Raw genomic sequence first — 21,084 nt, 5'->3', positions numbered from 1 at the left:
CGTGGGATCTCTGCGCAATCCGGTCGGGCCGCTTCCCTCCTCCATCTACTGGCGACGGAGGGCCGTACTCCTGTCCGCAGTCGCCCTGTTGGCGTTGCTGATCGCCTGGGTGGTCACCTCGGGCGGCGGAGGCGGCGACGGTGGCCAGAACGGGGCCAACGGCAAGAATCCCGCGCCCACGATCACTCCTGGACCGTCGAGTTCGGGTCCGGCGATCAGTCAGGCGCCGGGCGGCCGGGACGAGTCCGAGGGCGGGAATTCCGGCGGCTCCGGCGACGGTTCGGGCGACGGCTCCGGTGACGGGACCGGCTCGGGCGACGGCGGCACCGGTGACGAGGGTGACGCCGGGGGTGCCGGAGGGACCGACGGCGGCACCGGCTCCGGCTCCGGTACGGGCGTGGGCACGGGGTCCGGCGACACGGTCCCGGCCGGGTCCTCACTGCCCAACTGCACGCCGGGAGCCGTGAAGTTGAGCCTGCGGAGCCTGCGCAACACCTACGAGCCCGGGCAGACGCCGACCTTCGTGCTGGCCGCGCGGAACATCTCCGGCAGTGACTGCAAGATCGACCTCGGGCCGAAGAACGCGGTCCTGACGGTCACTCAGGCCACCGCCGACGACGCGTACTGGGCGTCGGACCACTGCCCCAAGAAGGCGGGCAACCGGGTGTACCGGGTGCCGGCCAACAGCGGCATCACGTACACCGTGAAGTGGGAGCGCGAGCCGAGCGCCCCGCGCTGCGCGACGCCCCCACCGGGAACGGCGAAGCCCGGGACGTACCTGGTGGAGGCGAAGGCCCCGGGCTTTGCGAAGGTGCAGACGTCGTTCGTCCTGGAGGCCGACTAGCGCCGGGATCACCCGCGCCGCTGCCCTGCTTCGGTCGACCCGGTATTCGGCCAGGCCGACGGCTTTGTGCCATTCGTCGGCAACCCGCCCCCAACGCCGCTGAGACGCCGCTACACAAGAAGCCGGGGGTGGCGTCCTGCCGTCCCCTGAGTGGGTGGCCGGTCGGTCGGGGAGGTCTGGACGGTTGCTGACCATCAGCGTGGCGGTACTGCCGGCGGTCATCTTGGGGCAGCTCGCCGACGGCGTCACACAGGCCGGTCGATGAGCCCCCGCACGCGCAGAGGGCGGGCGACGACCAGGCGCCCACCGGCACGGCGTCGAACCCGCAGGCCCGGCAGGCGGCGGCAGCGCGCGGACGACCGGCTGGCCGGCCTGCTGCTGGCCGTGGTCCCGGCCGTCGTCCTGGTGGTGGCCGTCCTCCAGTGGCTGCTGGCTCACTGGTGGATCATGGTCGCCGTCGGCGCACTCGCGGTACTCGCCGGCGCCGGCCGGCTCCACCAGAAGCAGCAGCGGGCCCGCTGGGAAGCGGTTCGCGCCCAGGGTCTGCGCTACGGCCTGTCCCAGCTGGACGCCCTGCATCATGCCCGGTTCGAAGAGGCGGTGCGGGACCTGATGCGCCGCGACGGCTGCCGGGACGCCGTCCGCGTCGGGGGCGGCGGCGACCTGGGCGCCGACGTGAAGGCCACCGACCCCTACGGTCGGCGCTGGGTGATCCAGTGCAAACACCGGCGCAACGGCCTCGCGGGCTCCGCCGTGGGCACGCCGGACCTCCAGGTACTCAACGGCACGGCCCGCCAGGTCCACGGCGCCGATGTCGCGGTCATCGTGACCAACGGCCGAGTCACCGCACCCGCCGCGAACTTCGCCGGGCAGCAACGCCTCCATGTGGTCGACCGCCACACCCTAGGAGTGTGGGCATCCGGCTCACGCCCCCTGTGGGAACTGCTCCGCGCGGTCCCGCCACCTCGCAGGCCGACCACCCTCTGAGCCGGGCCCGGGGACGCCGAAGACCCCTGGATGCCTTCCCCGGAAACGGTGCTGACACCGCAGGCGTGGTGCTGACACCGTAGAGGTCATGGGAGCGGAAGGGACAACACCGGCACCGGAGACCTCAGTGCGGAGTGGGCTCACCTCTCTTGGTGAGGTGGCGTGCCGTTATCGGGCGGACGAGATACGCCCGGAGGACCTGCCGATGATCGCTGCTGAGGCACTCGCGGCCGGACTGGACACCCCGACACTGTGCGAACTCGCGGGTTGGCCTCGCAACGCGGATGCCCGCGGTATGCGCGACGCGTTCGAGCAGGCACTCGCCGAGTCCGGGATCGGGTTGCCGGACCGGGGCCTGGCACGGCGCCACGCCCTGCGCCGGATGGCGGCGCAACTCATCCACGGCGAGACAACCCCCGCCGACCTGGCGACGGACGACTGGTGGGAGACGGAAGCCGAGACCGCGGCGGAGCAGGCGTTCGTGGCGCTGATCCCGCAGTGCCATTGCTGCATCGAGTACACGCTGGGGTTCGACGAGCAGACGTGGGCGGCCCAACTGCGCAGCGCCGCCCTCGACCTGGCATCGTCCGAGCCGATCCGCCCCGGATGCTGACTCCGCCGGGCGCGTCACCACGGGTGAGATCGCCGGGCGGGCGGCACACCCGGCGATGCCGGGATCAGACGTACCGCTCCAGGATCGACGACTCCGCCAGCCTCGACAGGCCCTCCCTGACGCTGCGGGCCCGGGCCTCGCCCACGCCGTCCACCGTCTGGAGGTCGTCCACGCTCGCGGCCAGGAGCTTCTGGAGGCCGCCGAAGTGTTCCACCAGGCGGTCGATGATGGCGCCGGGGAGGCGCGGCACCTTGGCCAGCAGGCGGAAACCGCGCGGGGAGACCGCCGAGTCGAGCGTCTCGGGGGAGCCGGTGTAGCCCAGGGCGCGGGCCACCGTGGACAGTTCGAGCAGCTCGGCGTGGCTGAGCTTGTCCAGCTCGGCCAGGGCCTCGTCGACCGTGCGGGAACGCTTGGCGGTCGGCTCGGGCACGTAGTCCCGGACGACCAGTTCGCGCTCGGGCTCGACGCCCGCGATCAACTCGTCCAGCTGGAGGGCGAGGAGACGTCCGTCGGTGCCCAGCTCCACCACGTACTCGGCGATCTCCGTGGCGATGCGGCGCACCATCTCCAGGCGCTGCGCGACCGCCGACACGTCCCGGACGGTCACCAGGTCCTCGATCTCCAGCGCCGACAGCGTGCCCGCGACCTCGTCCAGGCGGAGCTTGTAGCGCTCGAGGGTGGCCAGGGCCTGGTTGGCGCGGGACAGGATCGCCGCGGAGTCCTCCAGGACGCGGCGCTGGCCGTCGACGTAGAGGGCGATCAGGCGCATCGACTGGGAGACGGAGACGACCGGGAAGCCGACCTGCTTGGAGACGCGGTCCGCCGTGCGGTGCCGGGTGCCGGTCTCCTCCGTCGGGATCGACGGGTCCGGCAGCAGCTGGACGCCCGCCCGGAGGATCTTCGACAGGTCGGAGGAGAGCACGATGCCGCCGTCGAGCTTGCACAGCTCGCGCAGCCGCGTCGCCGTGAACTCGACGTCCAGGACGAAGCCGCCCGTGCACATCGACTCGACGGTCTTGTCCGAGCCGAGCACGATGAGACCGCCCGTGTTGCCGCGAAGCACGCGCTCGAGGCCGTCACGCAGCGGCGTGCCGGGAGCCACGGCGCTCAGCGAGGCGCGCATCAGGCCATCGGTACCGGCACTCCCACCGGACTTTCCGGGAGCTGCTGCCCGGTCGTTGGCTGCCACTGCACTCCTCCGGTCGCAGGTTCTGGGGCGCTCCCGTCTCGCACACTCGGACGCACGGACGGGCGAGACCAGGGCAAAGTCTACCGGCGGTCGGTCTCCTCCCGGGGGGCCTCTCGCCGACGGGAACGCGGAAGGACCCGCAGGGCGTCCCCTATGTCCGCGACTTCCAGGACCTTCATACCGGCCGGGATCTTCCCCGGATCGCCCGGTACCAGGGCGTGTGTGAAGCCCAGGCGGTGCGCTTCCGCGAGCCTGCGCTGCACGCCCGTGACGCGTCTCACCTCGCCCGCGAGGCCGACCTCGCCGATCGCGACGAGGTTCTTCGGCAGCGGGGTGTCGCTCGCCGCCGACGCCAGGGCGAGGGCGACGGCCAGGTCGGCGGCCGGCTCGGACAGCTTCACACCGCCGACCGTCGCGGAGTAGATGTCCCGTTTGCCCAAGGCGCTGATCCGGCCGCGCTGTTCCAGCACGGCGAGCATCATCGACACGCGGGAGGTCTCCAGGCCGGACGTCGTACGGCGCGGGGAGGGGATCTGCGAGTCGACCGTGAGCGCCTGGACCTCGGCGACCAGCGGGCGGCGGCCCTCCAGGGTGACGGTCAGGCAGGTGCCGGGCACGGGCTCGGCCCGGCGGGTCAGGAACAGGCCGCTCGGGTCGGTCAGGCCCGTGATGCCCTCGTCGTGCAGCTCGAAGCAGCCGACCTCGTCCGTCGTGCCATAGCGGTTCTTGACGCCGCGTACGAGACGCAGGCGGGCGTGGCGGTCGCCCTCGAAGTGCAGCACGACGTCCACGAGGTGCTCCAGCAGGCGCGGGCCCGCGATCGTGCCGTCCTTGGTGACGTGGCCCACGAGCAGGGTCGACATGCCGCGGTCCTTGGACGCCCGGATGAGCGCCCCCGCCACCTCCCGCACCTGGGCCATGCCGCCGGGTGCGCCGTCGATCTCCGGGGAGGCGACCGTCTGCACCGAGTCCAGGATCAGCAGCGACGGCTTGACCGCGTCCAGGTGGCCGAGCACGGCCGCGAGGTCGGTCTCGGCCGCGAGATACAGGTGGTCGTCGATGGCCTTGATGCGGTCGGCGCGCAACCGGACCTGGCTCGCCGACTCCTCGCCCGTCACATAGAGCGTCCGGTGTTCCTCGCTGGCCGACTTGGCCGCCACGTCGAGCAGCAGCGTCGACTTGCCGACGCCCGGCTCGCCCGCGACGAGCACCACCGCGCCGGGCACCAGACCGCCGCCGAGCACCCGGTCCAGCTCGGGCACCCCGGTGGAGCGGGCCGTGGCCTGTCTGCCGTCGACCTGGCCGATGGGCAGCGCGGACGTGGTGACGCGGCCCGGCGCCGTGGTACGGACCGCGGGCGTGCCGTACTCGTCGATCGTGCCCCAGGCCTGGCATTCGGGGCAGCGACCGAGCCACTTGGCCGTCTGCCAGCCGCACTCGGTGCAGCGGTAGGACGGCCGGTCCTTGGTGGTCTTCGTGCGGGCAGCCATGGGTGAACCGTAGCCGCCGCCACCGACAACGGGCCGCCCGATGCCCACCGGCACCGGCAACGGCCGCCCCCGGCCCCCCGTCGACGCCCACCCGCCACCCCCCGCGAATCGGCCACCGCGGCGCGAACGCATCCTCGAACAAACGGTCACCCTCCCCTTATGAGGGATCGTTTCACCCGTACGGATTAAAAGTGCTCAAGGTGGGAGAAGGGGCCGTCCGGCGGCGCCTACGGTCGCCGGATGATGAGCAGCAGTCCGCAGACCCCGACCCGCACGACCGGCGCGCACCGGGCGCGCCGGGAGGCGCGCGACCGCGCGGCGGCCCGCACGCTGGCGGAACGGCCGCCCGCTCGCTACGAGCCGTACCTCGACGGCCTGTTCACCTACTGCCTGTCCGTGCTGTGCGACCACGACGCGGCCACCGCCGCCCTCGGCGACGTCCTCGCGCTCGCCGAGCGGCGCGGCCGGCACCTCCCGGAGTCGGCCGGCGACCGCCGCGCCTGGCTGTACGCCCTGGCCCGCTGGGCGTGCCTGCGCAAGCTCGCCGCGGCCCAGCAGAAACGTCCGGGCAGCCACGCGGTGGGCCGCTCCGGCGCCGGCCGGCCGCGGACGGAACGGTCCGCCGGTCCCGCCGGACCCGCCGGACCGGCCGTTCCGGAGGACGTCCAGGAGCAGCGCCGCCGCGAACTCGCCCTGCTGGCCTGGCCCGAGGCCGCCGGGATCACCCCGGAGCAGCGCGAGGCGCTCGAACTCGCCGTGCGCCACCACCTCGCCCCGCACGAGGTCGCCGCCGTCGTCGGCATGGAACCGGCCGCCGCCAAGGAGCTCCTCGCCTCCGCCGCCTGCGAGGTCGAGCGCACGCGCGCGGCCCTCGCCGTCGTGGAGACCGGCGCCTGCCCGAGCGTGGCCCACCTCACGGGCGACAACCAGCTCGTCCTCAGCCCGGCGCTGCGCCGCGAACTCGTCCGGCACGTGGACGACTGCCCGCGCTGCCGCCGTACCGCCGAGCGGGCCATCCCCGGCCGCTGGCCGGGCACGGCCGTCACGCCCGCCGAACTGCCCGTGCTGGCCGCGCCCCGCGCCGCCCTGCTCACCGCCATGGCGCACGCCACGCGCACGCGTGGGCACGCCCCGCGCTTCGACCGGCGCGGCTTCCCGATGGACCCGCGCGACCGTGCCGCCCGCAGGGACCGGCTGCGCACGCGTGCCGTCACCACGACCGTCGTGGCCACCGTCGTCGCCGCGCCCGTGTTCGCCCTGTGGGCGGCCTACCGCGGCACGCCGATCGGCGAGGCCGACGGCCACGCGGCCGGCGCGCGCGAGGCGCACGGCCCGGACGCGCTCGACGGGGAGGCGGCGGGCGGCTACGAGAACGCCGGCAACGCCAGCACCAGCCCCGGTGGCCGGTTCGGGCACAGCGGCGGCCCCGGCGTCTCCGTGGAGGTCGTCAGCGTCGCCGGCGGCGGCAAGGGCGCGGCGGCCCTGGAGGTGGTGGCCGGGCACCGCGGCGACACCACGCTGATCACCCTCACCGCGACCGGCTCGGCGCCGGTGCGCTGGTCGGCGTCCACCGGCGCCTCCTGGCTGTACCTGAGCCAGTCGTCGGGCACCCTGAACCCCGGCGAGACGCTGACGGTCAAGGTGTACGTCGACCATCTGCGGGAGCCGTCCGGGTACTGGAGCGCGCGCGTCGCCATCGCCCCCGCGGGCTCCGTCGTCTCCATCGAGGGCTACGGCACCGCGCCCGGCCCGTCCGACCCGCGGCCCGCCCCGAGGCCGAGCGGTCCCGGCGACCCGCCGCCGAGCCCGCGGGACCCGACGCCCAGCGACCCGGCCCCCTCGGAGCCCACGCCGAGCGAGCCGGCCGACCCGCCGTCGTCACCGCCCCCGGACCCGTCCGCGAGCGAGCCGTCGCCGTCCGACCCGGGCGGCTCCTCACCCCCGCCGAGCGGCGGCGGCGACCCGAGCCCGTCGACGTCGTAGCGTGCGGCCGGCGCGGCCGGCGCGGGTCCGGGTCAGTCGACCGGATCGGCCGGGTGCGGTGCCAGCAGGGGCAGCCGCGAGGCCAGGCGCTGCTCGCACAGCTCGGCCAGCCGGTCGTAGCCGGCCTTGCCCATCAGCTCGGTCAGCTCCGCCCGGTAGGAGACGTACACCGGTTCGCCCGCGCCGTGCGCGGAGGTCGCCGACGTGCACCACCAGTGCAGGTCGTGGCCGCCGGGACCCCAGCCGCGCCGGTCGTACTCGCCGATCGACACCTGCAGCACGCGCGTGTCGTCGGGCCGGTCGATCCAGTCGTACGTCCGCCGCACCGGCAGCTGCCAGCACACGTCCGGCTTGGTCTCCAGCGGCTCGCGGCCCTCCCGCAGCGCCAGGATGTGCAGCGAGCAGCCCGCGCCGCCGGAGAACCCGGGCCGGTTCTGGAAGATGCACGAGCCCTGGAACGGGCGGGTCTGCCGGGAGCCCTCGTCGTCCTCGGTGGTCCAGCCGCCGCGCAGGCCCTCGGCGTGGTTCTGCCAGATGTCCGGTGTGAGCCTCGCCACGTGCCCGGCGACCCTCTGTTCGTCGTCCTCGTCGGAGAAGTGGGCGCCCAGCGTGCAGCACCCGTCGTCCGCGCGGCCCGCCTGGATGCCCTGGCAGCCGCTCCCGAAGACGCAGCTCCAGCGAGAGGTCAGCCATGTCAGATCGCAGCGGAAGACCTGCTCGTCGTCCGCCGGATCGGGGAACTCCACCCACGCGCGCGCGAAGTCGAGCCCCTTCTCGTCGCCCACCGGGGCCTGAAGACCCGCTCCCGGCGCGGTCACTTGCGAAGAATCCGTGGCCGAACCGGCCCTCCCGGCCACCCTGTCCTTCTTGTGGCTCTTGCCGCTCTTGTCTGGCTTGCCGTTCTTCGCCTTGTTCGTCTTTGGCACTCGACCAGGGTAAGTCGCCCGGGGCCCCCGGCGGGACCGCTCCCGCCCCCCACGCGGGGGCAGCGGGCCGCGCGGCGGGCAGTAGCGTTCCGTACATGAGACTCGGTGTCCTCGACGTGGGATCGAACACGGTGCATCTGCTGGTGGTGGACGCGCACCCGGGCGCGCGCCCGCTCCCCGCCCATTCGCACAAGGCGGATCTGCGCCTCGCCCAGCTCCTCGACGGCGACGGGGCGATAGGCCCCGAGGGGGTCGACAAGCTGGTCACGGTCGTCCGCAGGGCCCTGGAGGCCGCCGAGGACAAGGGCGTCGAGGACCTGCTGCCGTTCGCCACCTCCGCCGTGCGCGAGGCCCGCAACGCGGACGACGTGCTCGCACGGGTGCGTGCCGAGACCGGCGTCGAACTCACCGTGCTCACCGGCGCCGAGGAGGCCCGGCTCACCTTCCTCGCCGTGCGCCGCTGGTTCGGCTGGTCGGCCGGGAAGCTCCTCGTCCTGGACATCGGCGGCGGCTCCCTGGAGATCGCGTACGGCATCGACGAGGAGCCCGACGCCGCCGTCTCGCTGCCGCTCGGCGCGGGCCGCCTGACCGCCGGCTGGCTGCCCGGCGACCCGCCCGCCCCGGAGGACGTCCGCGCGCTGCGCCGCCACGTCCGCGCGCAGATCGCCCGTACCGTCGGGGAGATCGCCCGCTTCGGCGCGCCCGACCACGTCGTGGCGACGTCCAAGACGTTCAGGCAACTGGCCCGCATCGCCGGCGCCGCACGCTCCGCCGAGGGCCTGTACGTGCAGCGCGAGCTGAAGCGGCAGTCCGTGGAGGCCTGGGTGCCGCGTCTGGCCGGCATGACCACCGCCGAGCGCGCCGAGCTCCCGGGCGTCTCGGAGGGCAGGGCGGGCCAGCTGCTCGCGGGCGCGCTGGTCGCCGAGGGCGCGATGGACCTGCTCGGCGTGGAGACGGTGGAGATCTGCCCGTGGGCCCTCAGGGAGGGCGTCATCCTGCGGCGCCTCGACCACATGGGGTCGGTGTGACGCCACGGGGACGCGGGCGACCGCGCGGCCGGCCGGGGCCGACCGGACCACCGCGGCCCGCCCGCGGCGAACGCCACGACGGCGAAGCGGCCCGCGCGCACCGCAACGGCCAAGAGGCCCGTGGCGAACCCCACAACGGCGAAGAGGCGCCCCGCACCCGCGGCACCGCACCCCGTAATCTGTCCACCATGGCAGAGCCAGTCGTGCGCGTCCCGGATGCGAAGGTCGCCCTGTCCACGGCCTCCGTGTATCCGGAGTCGACGGCGACGGCCTTCGAGATCGCCGCCCGCCTCGGGTACGACGGAGTCGAGGTCATGGTGTGGACCGACCCGGTCAGCCAGGACATCGAGGCGCTGCGCAGACTCAGCGACTACCACCGCATGCCCGTCCTCGCCGTGCACGCACCCTGCCTGCTCATCACGCAGCGCGTGTGGTCCACGGACCCGTGGACCAAGCTCCAGCGGGCCCGGACCGCGGCCGAGAAGCTCGGCGCGAGCACCGTCGTCGTGCACCCGCCGTTCCGCTGGCAGCGGCAGTACGCGCGTGACTTCGTGGCCGGCATCTGGCGGATGGCGAACGAGACCGACGTGCGCTTCGCCGTCGAGAACATGTACCCGTGGCGCTACCGCGACCGCGAGATGCTGGCCTACGCCCCCGACTGGGACGTCACCAAGGACGACTACCGGCACTTCACGATCGATCTCAGCCACACCGCCACCGCGCGCTCCGACGCCGTCGGGATGATCGACCGGATGGGCGACCGGCTCGGCCACGTCCACCTCGCCGACGGCAGGGGCTCCGCCAAGGACGAGCACCTCGTCCCGGGCCGCGGCACCCAGCCCTGCGCCGAGGTGCTGGAACGCCTGGCCCTGAACGGCTTCGACGGCCACATCGTCATCGAGGTCAACACCCGCCGCGCCATGTCGAGCGCCGAGCGGGAGGCCGACCTCGCCGAGGCGCTGGCGTTCGCCCGGCAGCACCTCGCGTCGGCGGCGCGGGTGCCGCGGCGATGACCGGCGCCCAGCGGGCCACCGGCGACGCCCCCGGGGCGGACGCGGTGCCCGGCCGGCGCCGGGGACGCCCGCCGCGTACGGAATCCGGCGACACCCGGGGCCGCATCCTCACCGCGGCCCGCGAGGAGTTCTCCGAGCGCGGCTACGAAAAGACGTCGGTGCGCGGCATCGCCAAGGCGGCGGGCGTCGACTCGGCGCTCGTGCATCACTACTTCGGTACCAAGGAACAGGTCTTCGAGGCGGCCGTCGAGGTGGCCTTCGCGCCCGCCCTGAAGGTCCGCGACGAGGTCCTCGAAGGGCCGCTGGACGGCGTCGGCGAGCGCCTGACCCGCATGTTCTTCGGGCTGTGGGAGAACCCGGCGACCCGGTCCCCGCTGCTGGCGATCGTCCGCTCGGCCGTCAACAACGAGGCCGCGGCGGCCGTCTTCCGCCGCCTGATCTCCACCCAGCTGCTGCGCCGCGTCGCCGCCCAGCTCGACCTGCCGGACGCGGAACTGCGCGCCGAACTCGCCGCCGCGCAGCTCGTCGGCGTCGCCATGATCCGGTACGTGATCAGGATCGAACCGCTGGCCACGGCGGACCCGGAGCAGATTGTCTCCCGGGTGGCCCCGGTGGTGCAGGGGCATCTGACCGGGCGCTGAGCCGCGAGCCGGGCGGCTGCTGAGCCGGGGCGCGCGGATCCGGCGAAGACCGTACGGGCAAGACGTCGAAGACCCGTACCGGTGAGGCATCGAAGACTCGTGCCCATGAGACATACGTCCCGGGATCCGGACACCCTGTCCGCTCCCTGGAAGACGGGCGTACGCTCGACGGGAGTCACCACTCTCCGAAGGAGCGAGCGAGGATGCCCGAGCTGAGGTCCCGCACAGTCACCCACGGCCGCAACATGGCGGGCGCCCGCGCCCTGATGCGCGCCTCCGGTGTACCCGGTGCGGACATCGGCCGCAAGCCGATCATCGCGGTCGCCAACAGCTTCACCGAGTTCGTGCCCGGCCACACCCACCTGGCGCCGGTCGGCCGCATCGTCAGCGAGGCGGTCGTCGAGGCGGGCGGCATCCCGCGCGAGTTCAACACCATCGCCGTGGACGACGGCATCGCCATGGGCCACGGCGGCATGCTCTACTCCCTGCCCTCCCGCGACCTGATCGCGGACAGCGTGGAGTACATGGTCGAGGCGCACCGCGCGGACGCCCTGATCTGCATCTCCAACTGCGACAAGATCACCCCGGGCATGCTCAACGCGGCTCTGCGCCTGAACATCCCCACCGTCTTCGTCTCCGGCGGCCCGATGGAGGCCGGCCGGACCACCCTGGTCGACGGCACGGTCCGCACGCTGGACCTGATCGACGCGATGGTCGAGGCGGCCAACGACAAGGTCTCCGACGCGGACGTGCTGCGCATCGAGGAGAACGCCTGCCCGACCTGCGGCTCCTGCTCCGGCATGTTCACCGCCAACTCGATGAACTGCCTGACGGAGGCGATCGGCCTCTCCCTGCCCGGCAACGGCTCGGTCCTCGCCACCCACACCGCCCGTCGGCAGCTGTACGTGCGCGCGGCCCACACGGTCATGGACCTCACCCGCCGCTACTACGAGCAGGACGACGACTCGGTCCTGCCCCGCGGCATCGCCACCGTCGCGGCCTTCGAGAACGCCATGGCCCTCGACATCGCGATGGGCGGCTCCACCAACACGATCCTGCACCTGCTGGCCGCCGCCCAGGAGGCGGAGGTGCCGTTCGGCCTCACCGAGATCGACGCGCTGTCGCGCCGCGTGCCGTGCCTGGCGAAGGTCGCCCCGAACGTCGCCAAGACGCGTACGTACTACATGGAGGACGTGCACCGCGCGGGCGGCATCCCGGCCCTGCTCGGCGAGCTGCACCGCGCCGGGCTGCTCAACGAGGACGTCCACTCGGTCCACAGCCCGTCCCTCGCCGACTGGCTGAAGACCTGGGACATCCGCGGCGGCTCCCCGTCGCCCGAGGCGGTCGAGCTGTGGCACGCGGCCCCCGGCTGCGTCCGCTCCGCCGAGGCCTTCTCGCAGTCCGAGCGCTGGGAGACCCTGGACGAGGACGCCGAGGGCGGCTGCATCCGCTCCGCCGAGCACGCGTACTCCAAGGACGGCGGCCTCGCGGTGCTGCGCGGCAACCTCGCGGTCGACGGCTGCGTCGTGAAGACGGCCGGCGTGGACGAGTCCATCTGGACCTTCGAGGGCCCGGCCGTCGTCTGCGAGTCGCAGGACGAGGCCGTCGAGAAGATCCTCACCAAGCAGGTCAAGGAGGGCGACGTCGTCGTCATCCGCTACGAGGGCCCCAAGGGCGGCCCCGGCATGCAGGAGATGCTCTACCCGACGTCGTACCTCAAGAGCCGCGGCCTCGGTAAGGCCTGCGCCCTGATCACCGACGGCCGCTTCTCCGGCGGCACGTCCGGCCTGTCCATCGGGCACGCCTCCCCGGAGGCGGCCTCGGGCGGCACGATCGCGCTGGTCGAGGACGGCGACCGGATCCGCATCGACATCCCGAACCGCTCGATCGACCTCCTGGTCGACGACGCGGAACTGGCCCGCCGCGGGCAGGCGCTGAACGGCGTGTACGCGCCGAAGAACCGCGACCGCAAGGTCTCGGCGGCCCTGCGCGCCTATGCGGCGATGGCCACGAGCGCGGACAAGGGTGCGGTGCGGGACGTGACGATGCTGGGCTGATGTTCCGGCGGTGCTGGGCTGACGCCCGGGCCGTGCTGGGCCGACGGCCTCCCGCGTACCTCTCGTAGGGCCGCCTCCGCACGGGGGCGGCCCTTCCGCGTCCGGTCCGGTGGGCGCTACGAGTCCAGGGGCCGGGGCGCTACGAGGCCGGGGACCGGAGCCTGCGAGCCCACGGACGGGACCTTGCGAGGTGCAGGGACCGGGACCCAATGAGCCAGGAGACCGAGCCCTACGAGCCGAGGGACCGAGTCCTACCGGATCCGAGGACCGGGACCTCACGAGCCCGAGGGCCGGGGGCGCTACCAGTCCGCCGGTCGGCGTCCGTCGACGGCGAAGACCGTGCCGTCGGGGGCGGTGGCGTAGACAGCCGGGCCGGCCAGGCGGGGCGCGGGCAGCGCGGCGGCCAGCCGGTCCGCGTCGCCGCCCAGGCGGGCCCGGGTCTGGCCGAGGAGGCGCCCGCCCGCGGTGTCCACGGCGAGCAGGCGCCCGTCGGCGCCGGTGAAGTACACGTGCCGTCCGTCGGTGACGGGCGGCGACCCCCGGCTCACCGAGGTCTCCAGCGACCACCGCTGCGTGCCCGTACCGGTGTCGACCACCGTCAGGGAACCGCCCAGGCCCAGCAGGCAGACGAGATCCCCCCGCACCGTGGCCTGCGCCTGCTCCAGCGGGACGCGCAGGGCCACGCGCCGTGAGGTGCCGGACCCCGGGTCGTAGCGGACCACGCCGCCGACTTCCCCGTAGTTGCCGCCGCCCGCCAGGAGGACGACGCTGCCGTCCGCGAAGCCGGCCGGGGTCAGCTCGCCCTCCAGCCGCACGTCCCAGCGCACGTCACCCGTGTCCGGGTCCACGGCCGTGACCCGGGTCCGCGCACCGCCGTCCGCGGGGCCGGTCGACAGGGCGTAGGGGCCGCCGTCGAACGAGGCGAAGTACGGACTGGGCACGTCCGCGATCCGCCGGGTCCACCGGGACGTGCCCGACGCGCCGTCCACGCCCGTGACCCGCCCGTCGGGAGCGGTCAGCAGCAGCATGTCGCCCGCGTGCCGGGAAGCCCGGTAGCCGGAGACGTCCAGCCGCCAGGCCCGCTTGCCGGACGCCGGGTCGACGGCCTCCAGATACGCCCCCGAGTGGGTCCGCACGTGCACGCGCCCACCGGAGAAGACCGGCGCCTCCAGGGGACCGTCGGCACCTTCGAGGGCACGCCGCCACAGCACCCGCCCGTCGGCCGGATCGAGCGCGCTGATCCGCCCCGGACGCACGCACACCAGACGCTTCGCCCCGTACGCGCACCGGTGCATGCCGGGCTCGCCCGACGCCGGCGCGGCCGTCCAGGGGTGAAAGTCCCCCGCCGGGGCGGAGACGCCCGCGGGGATCCGCCGCGGCTCCGGGGAGGCGTCGTCCAGCAGCAGGTAGGCGGTGCCCGTGCCCGTCACGAGGGCCAGCGCCGCGGCGGCCAGCAGCGCGGCGCGCTTGCGGGGCGGGCGTGCGGCGCCGGGCGCGGTCCGGCCGGCGCGAGGCCGCGGCAGCGTCGCGCCCTCCCCGGTGCGCTGAGCCGGTATGAACGCCTGCGTGTCGTACGACGCCGCCACCGACCGCAGCTCACGCATCAACTCGTCCGGTGTGGGCCGCTCGTCGGGCTCCTTGGCGAGGCAGCGCAGCACCAGCGGGGCCAGTTCGTCCGGTACGCCGCTCAAGTCGGGCTCGTCGTGCACGACTTGGTAGGCGACGACGTAGGGACTGTCGGAGTCGAAGGGCCCCCGCCCGGTCGCCGCGTGCACCAGCACCGAGCCCAGGGCGAAGACGTCGGCGGCGGGCCCCACCTCGCGCGGGCGCCGGAACTGCTCCGGGGCCATGAACGGCGGCGTGCCGATCAACTTCCCCGTCTCGGTCCGCAGTTCACTGTCCTTTGGCCGGGAAATGCCGAAGTCGATGACCTTGGGGCCGTCCTCGGCGAGCAGGACGTTGCTCGGTTTGAGATCCCGGTGCACCACCCCGACCCGGTGGATGTCCCGCAGCGCCTCGGCCAGTCCGGCCATCAGCCGGCGCAGTGGGGAGGCGTCCATCGGACCGTTCCGCTTCACGTGTTCGGCGAGGGTCGGGCCGGGGATGAACAGCGTCGCCATCCATGGTCGCGCGGCCTCCGGATCGGCGTCCACCACGGGTGCGGTGAAGGCGCCGCTCACCCTTCGCGCAGCGGCCACCTCCTGCCGGAAACGGCCCCTGAACTCGGGGTCCCGCGCGAACTCGGCATGCACGACCTTCACCGCGAGCTTCATCCCTGAGGTGCTGCGCGCCAGATGCACGACACCCATGCCGCCCGACCCCAGACGGGATTCGAGGCTGTAGTGACCGGCGTATTCCGGAAGTTCCGCTTCCGCGCCCGCTCCGGCGTTCTGCTGTGGCGCCATGGGACCACCCCCGTGCTTCCGTCCGCGCGCGCGACGCTCGGAGCCTAGTCGATGACTCGTTCGGGGCAGAGGGGGGTTGCTAGCCTCCCGGTGCGAGTCGCGCACATGCGTCCATGGCGTGATTCGGGGGTATCAAAGCGACCCCATGGACGTCATGGGGTGCAACGGGGGAGGTTTCTTCATGTCCGTCGACCATGCCGAAGCGGCCGAGGACGGCCAGGCGGAGTCCGCGACGACCCGCTATTACTCGACAGCCCCGGGCTACCGCGTCAACGTCCGCAGCGGCCCCGGCACGAATTACTCGATCATCAAGGTCCTGCCCGAGGGCACCCGGGTCGCCATCAACTGCCAGTCCCCGGGCACCTGGATCACCGGCCCGTACGGCACGACGAACATCTGGGACAACATCGCCAACGGCCAGTTCGTCTCGGACGCGTACGTCAACACAGGCAGCGACGGCTACATCCGCCCACGCTGCGCCTAGGTGTATTGAGCCGCAGCGTTGTTCCACGGGTGATCGGTGGGTGGCCGCCGAGTGCGGTGTGGCTGCGGTGATGGTTGTAGGTGTGCAGGAAGTCTGCCAGGGCCCGGGTGCGTTCGGTGTTGCTGGTGTAGGGCCGCAGGTAGGCCCATTCGTCGAGCAGGGTGCGGTGGAAGCGTTCGACCTTGCCGTTGGTCTGCGGCCGGTAGGCGCGGGTGAGCTTGCCGGCCGCGCCGAGGCCGGCCCGACCCGAGCGACAGGCCAGATTCCCGCCCCGGCTCCGGGGGCGTCAGGAGCGATAACGACCGCGTGAGCCCGGCGAACGCACCCGCCCGGCCCCGCCGACGCCGGGCTGCGCGTCCCCCTGACCCCCGGCCCTCCGGCGAGCTGCGGGCATGCGCGCCGCCGGGGGCGGCACGGGTGGGCGCAGGCGGCGCCCCGCCGACACCGGGCTGGGCATCCCCCTGACCCCGGCCCTGCCGGCCCGCGCTCGATACACCCCCTTCCGCACCCCCCTCCTTGACGCCCCCGCACCCCCAGCAGCATTATTCATCACATGATGAATTACACCCCCGCCCCCGACCCCCCAGCCATCCGAGCCACCAACCTCACCGTCACCCGGGGCCCCCGCACCGTCCTCCACACCCTCGACTTCACCGTCCCCCGCGCCCGGATCACCGGCCTCCTCGGCCCTTCCGGCTGCGGCAAATCCACCCTGATGCGCGCCATCGTCGGCACCCAGGCCAACGTCACCGGCACCCTCGACGTCCTCGGCCACCCGGCCGGCCACCCCACCCTGCGCACCCGCGTCGGCTACGTCACCCAGTCCCCGTCCGTCTACGACGACCTCACCGTGCGCCAGAACCTGGACTACTTCGCCGCGATTCTCGACCCCGGCCGCGCCGCAGCCGAACGCCGCCGGGAGAACGTCACCCGCGCCATCGCCGACGTCGACCTCACCACCCACGCCGACGCCCTCGCCGGCAACCTCTCCGGCGGCCAGCGCAACCGCGTCTCCCTCGCCGTGGCTCTCCTCGGCACGCCCGAACTGCTCGTCCTGGACGAACCCACCGTCGGCCTCGACCCCGTCCTGCGCCGCGACCTGTGGAACCTCTTCCACCGGATCGCCGCCGACCGCGGCGCCACTCTCCTCGTCTCCTCGCACGTGATGGACGAGGCCGAGCGCTGCCACCGCCTGATGCTCATGCGCGAGGGCGAGATCCTCGCCGAGGACACCCCGGACGCCCTGCGCACCCGTACCGGCACCGACACCGTCGAGGCCGCCTTCCTCCACCTCGTGGACGAGGCGACCGCGGCGGACCGCGACAAGGAGCGCACCCGATGACCACCCCGCACACGACCACGCCCCCCACGCACCCCGGCGCGCCCCCTGCCGCAACCCCCCGCGCCCTGAACGCCTCCCGCACCACGGCCACCGCCGCCCGCGTCCTGCGCCAGCTCCGCCACGACCCGCGCACCATCGCGCTGCTGATCCTGATCCCCTGCGTGATGCTGCTCCTGCTGCGCTACGTCTTCGACGGCAGCCCCCGCACCTTCGACAGCATCGGCGCCTCACTGCTCGGCATCTTCCCGCTGATCACGATGTTCCTGGTGACGTCCATCGCCACCCTGCGCGAACGCACCTCCGGCACCCTCGAACGCCTCCTCGCCCTGCCCCTCGGCAAGGGCGACCTCATCGCGGGCTACGCCCTCGCCTTCGGCACGCTCGCCATCGTCCAGTCCGCCCTCGCCACCGGCCTCGCGGTCTGGTTCCTGGGCCTCGACGTCACCGGCAGCCCCTGGCTGCTGCTCCTGGTGGCGCTGCTCGACGCCCTGCTCGGTACGGCCCTCGGCCTCTTCGTCTCGGCCTTCGCGGCCTCCGAATTCCAGGCGGTGCAGTTCATGCCGGCGGTGATCTTCCCCCAGCTCCTCCTCTGCGGCCTGTTCACCCCGCGCGACAAGATGCACCCGGCCCTGGAGGCCATCTCCGACGCCCTCCCCATGTCCTACGCGGTCGACGGCATGAACGAGGTCCTCCGCCACACCGACATGACGGCGGCCTTCGTACGGGACGTCCTGATCGTCGCCGGCTGCGCCCTGCTGGTCCTCGGCCTGGGCGCGGCCACCCTCCGCCGCCGCACGTCCTAGCCCGCACGCCGACCCGCACCGCGTCCCGCCCACCGGACAACCCACGCACACCCCCACCCCCCGATGGGAGGATGAACCAGGACGACGCAACCCCCGGAGGGCCCCGCACCATGACGCAGAAAGTCGCAGTCCTCGGCACCGGCAAGATCGGCGAAGCCCTGCTCAGCGGAATGATCCGGGCCGGCTGGGCCCCGGCCGACCTCCTGGTCACCGCCCGCCGCCCGGAACGCGCCGAGGAACTCCGCGCCCGCCACGGCGTCACCCCCCTCACCAACGCCGAGGCCGCCAAGACCGCCGACACCCTGATCCTCACGGTCAAGCCGCAGGACATGGGCTCCCTCCTCGACGAACTCGCCCCGCACGTCCCCGCCGACCGCCTGATCATCAGCGGCGCCGCCGGCATCCCGACCTCGTTCTTCGAGGAGCGGCTCGCCCCCGGCACCCCGGTGGTCCGCGTCATGACGAACACCCCGGCCCTGGTGGACGAAGCCATGTCCGTCATCTCCGCGGGCAGCCACGCCACCGACGAACACCTCGCCCACGCCGAGGAGATCTTCGGCGCCGTCGGCAAGACCCTCCGCGTCCCCGAGTCGCAGCAGGACGCCTGCACGGCCCTCTCCGGCTCGGGACCGGCGTACTTCTTCTACCTGGTCGAGGCGATGACGGACGCCGGCATCCTGCTCGGCCTGCCCCGCGACAAGGCCCACGACCTGATCGTCCAGTCCGCGATCGGCGCCGCCACGATGCTCCGCGACAGCGGCGAGCACCCGGTCAAGCTCCGCGAGAACGTCACGTCCCCCGCGGGCACCACCATCAACGCCATCCGCGAACTGGAGAACCACGGCGTACGGGCCGCCCTCATCGCCGCCCTCGAAGCCGCCCGCGACCGCAGCCGCGAACTGGCCACCGGCAACAGCTGACCCCGCCCGCCGGGGGCGGTCACTCCGCCGCAGCCACGACCTCCGCCGTGTTCACCACCCGCGCGAACCCGCCCCCGTGCAGAGACACCGCCGCCGCCCGCGCCACCTCCTCCGTCCCCAGCCGCCAGCCGAACGGCCCCTCGAGGCCGAAGGTGTACGTCGCGTCGAACGCCACCACCACGTCGTACCCCAGGTTCCCGCCCATCCGCGCGGTCGTCTCCACGCACATGTTGGTCTGGATCCCGGCCAGCACGACCTGCGAGATCCCCGCCGCCTTCAGCCAGGCGTCCAGATCCGGCGTCCCGTAGAAGGCCGAGTTCACCGACTTCCTCACCAGCAGCTCACCCCCGGTCCTCTTCCCGCGCCGCTCCTCCACGTACGCCTTGAAGCCGTTGCCCGCCTGCCCGGGCCGCAGCGGCGACCCCGCCTGCACCGAGTCGTGCCGCACGAACACCACCGGCCGCCCCGACGACTGCCATACGTCGATCAGCGCCGCGATGTTGCCGTCGGCCCCCGGGTTGTTCCGCGGCCCCCAGAAGCCGAGGTTCTCGAAGCCCTGCTGTACGTCCACGACGACCAGCGCCGCGTTCTCCGCGATCTCCATGCCCACGATCCTGCCGCCGGGACCCCGGTGTCCCCAGAGGGCGAAAAGACATCGTTCGATGATTTACTGCCGACCATGTACCGCGTGGCGCTCGTCGCCTTCCCCGGCATCCGCGCCTTCGACGTCTCCGTCGTCACCGAGGTCTGGGGCACCGACCGCACCGACCGCGGCGTCCCCGCCTTCGACCTCCGCCGCGTCGCCCCCGACCCCGCCCCGGTCCCGATGTGCGGCGGCCTCACCCTGCTGCCCGACCGCACCCTGACCTGGCTCCACCGCGCCGACCTGATCGTCGTCCCCGGCCTCGACGACCACCTCACCCCCGCACCCGCCCCCGTCCTCGACGCCCTGCGCCGGGCCCACACGCGCGGCACCACCATCGCCGCCCTCTGCGCGGGCGCCTTCACCCTCGCCCAGGCCGGACTCCTCGACGGCCGCCGCGCCATCACCCACTGGAACCTCGTGGACCTCCTGCGCACCCGTCACCCCGGCGTCACCGTCGTCCCGGACGCGCTGTTCATCGAGGACGGCAACCTGTGGACCGCCGCCGGCACGGCAGCCGGCATCGACCTGTGCCTGCACCTCGTCCGCACCGCCCACGGCGCCGAGGCCGCCGCCACCATCGCCCGCTCCATGGTCACGGCCCCCTTCCGCACCGGCAGCCAGGCCCAGTTCATCGAGCGCCCCACCCCCCGCGCGGACCGCGACGCCGACACCCTCGCCGCCGTACGCGAACACGCCCTGCGGCACCTGCACGAACCGCTGACGGTCGCCGACCTGGCCGCCCGCGCCGGAATGGCCCCGCGCACCTTCACCCGGCACTTCACCGCCGAGACCGGCACCACCCCGCTGCGCTGGCTCCTCGACCAGCGCCTCGCCGCGGCGCAGAAACTCCTCGAACGCACCGACCTCCCCATGCCTGAGGTCGCCCGCCGTGCCGGCTTCGGCAGCGAGGTCACGATGCGCCAGCACTTCGCCTCACGCCTCGCCACCAGCCCGCGCGCCTACCGAGCCGCGTTCAGCGCGGCCTCCGCCCGATAGCGCGACAGCCCGCGTCCACCGCCGGCCCTACGCCGCGAGGGTGCCGTGCGCAGCGAAGTTGACACGCTCAGGGTCCCTCCGTACTGTTCTCCGGGTTGTCCGACGTGAGCGCCGACCCCGGTCGGTCCCCGGACAGCCATTCCGCAAGTACCACCACTACTCGACGACAGTCGTCCTGCGTCTGACGTCATTTCATTGGCATGCGTATTACCGGAATGAGGAATCCGCGTTCGAAAGGACGCAAGGCTCCGATTCGCTCGGAAGCCGGGAATCCGCTAAAGTCTCACTCGTCGGAACGGCGCGAGCGCCGGGAAGGCAAACCCCGCTGACTGGGGGTCAGACCGAGAAAAGGATCTGATAGAGTCGGAAACGCAAGACCGAAGGGAAGCGCCCGGAGGAAAGCCCGAGAGGGTGAGTACGAAGGAAGCGTCCGTTCCTTGAGAACTCAACAGCGCGCCAAAAGTCAACGCCAGATATGTTGATACCCCGACCTGGTCGGTTCCGATCGGGTTGAGGTTCCTTTGAAGAATACACAGCGAGGACGCTGTGAACGGCCGGGCTCATTCCGCCTGGCTGTTCCGCTCTCGTGATGTGTCACCGGCGGCTCTTCTTTGAGCATGGTCGGGTAGAGCATTCACGGAGAGTTTGATCCTGGCTCAGGACGAACGCTGGCGGCGTGCTTAACACATGCAAGTCGAACGATGAACCACTTCGGTG

At 73.0% G+C, this 21,084-nt stretch carries 18 protein-coding genes, 1 rRNA gene and 1 pseudogene; 14 read left to right on the top strand and 6 right to left on the bottom strand.

Annotated elements, in window-relative coordinates; all coding sequences use genetic code 11:
- Window position 1 precedes the first annotated feature (1 nt).
- The 3 genes from AB0M97_RS28180 (at window position 2) to AB0M97_RS28170 (ending at window position 2,444) form a co-directional block, all read left to right on the top strand.
- Window positions 2-844: a hypothetical protein gene (locus AB0M97_RS28180; RefSeq protein ID WP_365963793.1), complete on the top strand. Its 843-nt coding sequence runs from the start codon at window positions 2-4 to the stop codon at window positions 842-844.
- A 261-nt stretch (window positions 845-1,105) separates the two neighbouring features.
- A complete protein-coding gene (locus AB0M97_RS28175; RefSeq protein WP_365963792.1) occupies window positions 1,106-1,831 on the top strand; it encodes a restriction endonuclease in 726 nt (241 codons plus the stop codon).
- A 205-nt stretch (window positions 1,832-2,036) separates the two neighbouring features.
- Window positions 2,037-2,444 carry a hypothetical protein gene (locus AB0M97_RS28170; protein ID WP_365963791.1) on the top strand — a complete coding sequence of 136 codons (408 nt, stop codon included), beginning with the start codon at window positions 2,037-2,039 and terminating at the stop codon, window positions 2,442-2,444.
- 64 nt (window positions 2,445-2,508) lie between these two features.
- Here AB0M97_RS28170 and disA read toward each other — a convergent pair whose 3' ends face one another.
- Window positions 2,509-3,633 (bottom strand): DNA integrity scanning diadenylate cyclase DisA, encoded by a 1,125-nt coding sequence (gene disA, locus AB0M97_RS28165; RefSeq protein WP_365963790.1) that lies wholly within the window; start codon window positions 3,631-3,633, stop codon window positions 2,509-2,511.
- A gap of 80 nt (window positions 3,634-3,713) precedes the next feature.
- On the bottom strand, window positions 3,714-5,123 hold the full coding sequence (gene radA, locus AB0M97_RS28160) for a DNA repair protein RadA (RefSeq protein WP_365963789.1): 1,410 nt from the start codon (window positions 5,121-5,123) through the stop codon (window positions 3,714-3,716).
- A gap of 240 nt (window positions 5,124-5,363) precedes the next feature.
- Here radA and AB0M97_RS28155 point away from each other — a divergent pair, with 240 nt between their 5' ends.
- Entirely contained in the window at window positions 5,364-7,106 is a 1,743-nt protein-coding gene (locus AB0M97_RS28155; protein ID WP_365963788.1) for a hypothetical protein, read from the top strand.
- Between the two features lie 32 nt (window positions 7,107-7,138).
- On the opposite strand, the gene AB0M97_RS28150 is transcribed toward AB0M97_RS28155, so the two are convergent.
- Window positions 7,139-7,924 (bottom strand): hypothetical protein, encoded by a 786-nt coding sequence (locus tag AB0M97_RS28150; RefSeq protein WP_365963810.1) that lies wholly within the window; start codon window positions 7,922-7,924, stop codon window positions 7,139-7,141.
- Window positions 7,925-8,127: 203 nt separating this feature from the next.
- Between AB0M97_RS28150 and AB0M97_RS28145 the strand changes: the two genes are divergently transcribed.
- The 4 genes from AB0M97_RS28145 to ilvD all read left to right on the top strand — a co-directional run bounded on the left by AB0M97_RS28145 (window position 8,128) and on the right by ilvD (window position 12,771).
- Window positions 8,128-9,060 carry a Ppx/GppA phosphatase family protein gene (locus AB0M97_RS28145; RefSeq protein WP_365963787.1) on the top strand — a complete coding sequence of 311 codons (933 nt, stop codon included), beginning with the start codon at window positions 8,128-8,130 and terminating at the stop codon, window positions 9,058-9,060.
- Window positions 9,061-9,248: 188 nt separating this feature from the next.
- Entirely contained in the window at window positions 9,249-10,073 is an 825-nt protein-coding gene (locus tag AB0M97_RS28140) for a sugar phosphate isomerase/epimerase (RefSeq protein ID WP_365963786.1), read from the top strand.
- Window positions 10,070-10,714, top strand: a complete 645-nt coding sequence (locus AB0M97_RS28135) for a TetR family transcriptional regulator (RefSeq protein WP_365963785.1) — start codon at window positions 10,070-10,072, stop codon at window positions 10,712-10,714. Before AB0M97_RS28140 ends, AB0M97_RS28135 begins: the two co-directional genes overlap by 4 nt.
- 203 nt (window positions 10,715-10,917) lie before the next feature.
- Window positions 10,918-12,771 (top strand): dihydroxy-acid dehydratase, encoded by a 1,854-nt coding sequence (gene ilvD / locus AB0M97_RS28130; protein ID WP_365963784.1) that lies wholly within the window; start codon window positions 10,918-10,920, stop codon window positions 12,769-12,771.
- A gap of 299 nt (window positions 12,772-13,070) precedes the next feature.
- Here the strand turns inward: ilvD and AB0M97_RS28125 are convergent, their stop codons facing one another.
- Window positions 13,071-15,176 (bottom strand): serine/threonine-protein kinase, encoded by a 2,106-nt coding sequence (locus AB0M97_RS28125; protein WP_365963783.1) that lies wholly within the window; start codon window positions 15,174-15,176, stop codon window positions 13,071-13,073.
- A gap of 181 nt (window positions 15,177-15,357) precedes the next feature.
- Here AB0M97_RS28125 and AB0M97_RS28120 point away from each other — a divergent pair, with 181 nt between their 5' ends.
- The gene (locus AB0M97_RS28120) at window positions 15,358-15,660 is read left to right on the top strand and encodes an SH3 domain-containing protein (RefSeq protein WP_365963782.1); all 303 of its coding nucleotides are present in this window, start codon (window positions 15,358-15,360) and stop codon (window positions 15,658-15,660) included.
- Here the strand turns inward: AB0M97_RS28120 and AB0M97_RS28115 are convergent.
- A pseudogene (locus AB0M97_RS28115) lies at window positions 15,657-15,874 on the bottom strand (integrase core domain-containing protein); the annotation flags it as partial. The gene AB0M97_RS28120 and the pseudogene AB0M97_RS28115 sit on opposite strands and share 4 nt — an antisense overlap.
- A gap of 339 nt (window positions 15,875-16,213) precedes the next feature.
- Here AB0M97_RS28115 and AB0M97_RS28110 point away from each other — a divergent pair.
- The 3 genes from AB0M97_RS28110 to proC all read left to right on the top strand — a co-directional run bounded on the left by AB0M97_RS28110 (window position 16,214) and on the right by proC (window position 18,725).
- The gene (locus tag AB0M97_RS28110) at window positions 16,214-17,002 is read left to right on the top strand and encodes an ABC transporter ATP-binding protein (RefSeq protein ID WP_365963781.1); all 789 of its coding nucleotides are present in this window, start codon (window positions 16,214-16,216) and stop codon (window positions 17,000-17,002) included.
- Entirely contained in the window at window positions 16,999-17,805 is an 807-nt protein-coding gene (locus AB0M97_RS28105; protein ID WP_365963780.1) for an ABC transporter permease, read from the top strand. Before AB0M97_RS28110 ends, AB0M97_RS28105 begins: the two co-directional genes overlap by 4 nt.
- Before the next feature lie 110 nt (window positions 17,806-17,915).
- Window positions 17,916-18,725 (top strand): pyrroline-5-carboxylate reductase, encoded by an 810-nt coding sequence (gene proC, locus AB0M97_RS28100; protein ID WP_365963779.1) that lies wholly within the window; start codon window positions 17,916-17,918, stop codon window positions 18,723-18,725.
- A 19-nt stretch (window positions 18,726-18,744) separates the two neighbouring features.
- On the opposite strand, the gene AB0M97_RS28095 is transcribed toward proC, so the two are convergent.
- Window positions 18,745-19,329, bottom strand: a complete 585-nt coding sequence (locus AB0M97_RS28095; protein WP_365963778.1) for a cysteine hydrolase family protein — start codon at window positions 19,327-19,329, stop codon at window positions 18,745-18,747.
- Between the two features lie 75 nt (window positions 19,330-19,404).
- Between AB0M97_RS28095 and AB0M97_RS28090 the strand changes: the two genes are divergently transcribed.
- Both AB0M97_RS28090 and AB0M97_RS28085 read left to right on the top strand, forming a co-directional pair.
- A complete protein-coding gene (locus AB0M97_RS28090; protein WP_365963777.1) occupies window positions 19,405-20,367 on the top strand; it encodes a helix-turn-helix domain-containing protein in 963 nt (320 codons plus the stop codon).
- A 633-nt stretch (window positions 20,368-21,000) separates the two neighbouring features.
- A 16S ribosomal RNA gene (locus AB0M97_RS28085) occupies window positions 21,001-21,084 on the top strand; the annotation flags it as partial.

The organism is Streptomyces sp. NPDC051207 (assembly GCF_040682395.1).
In the GTDB taxonomy this organism is placed as follows: Bacteria; Actinomycetota; Actinomycetes; order Streptomycetales; family Streptomycetaceae; genus Streptomyces.
The sequence above is the reverse complement of the archived record's forward strand: the minus strand, read 5'-3'. Positions and strand labels throughout refer to the sequence as shown.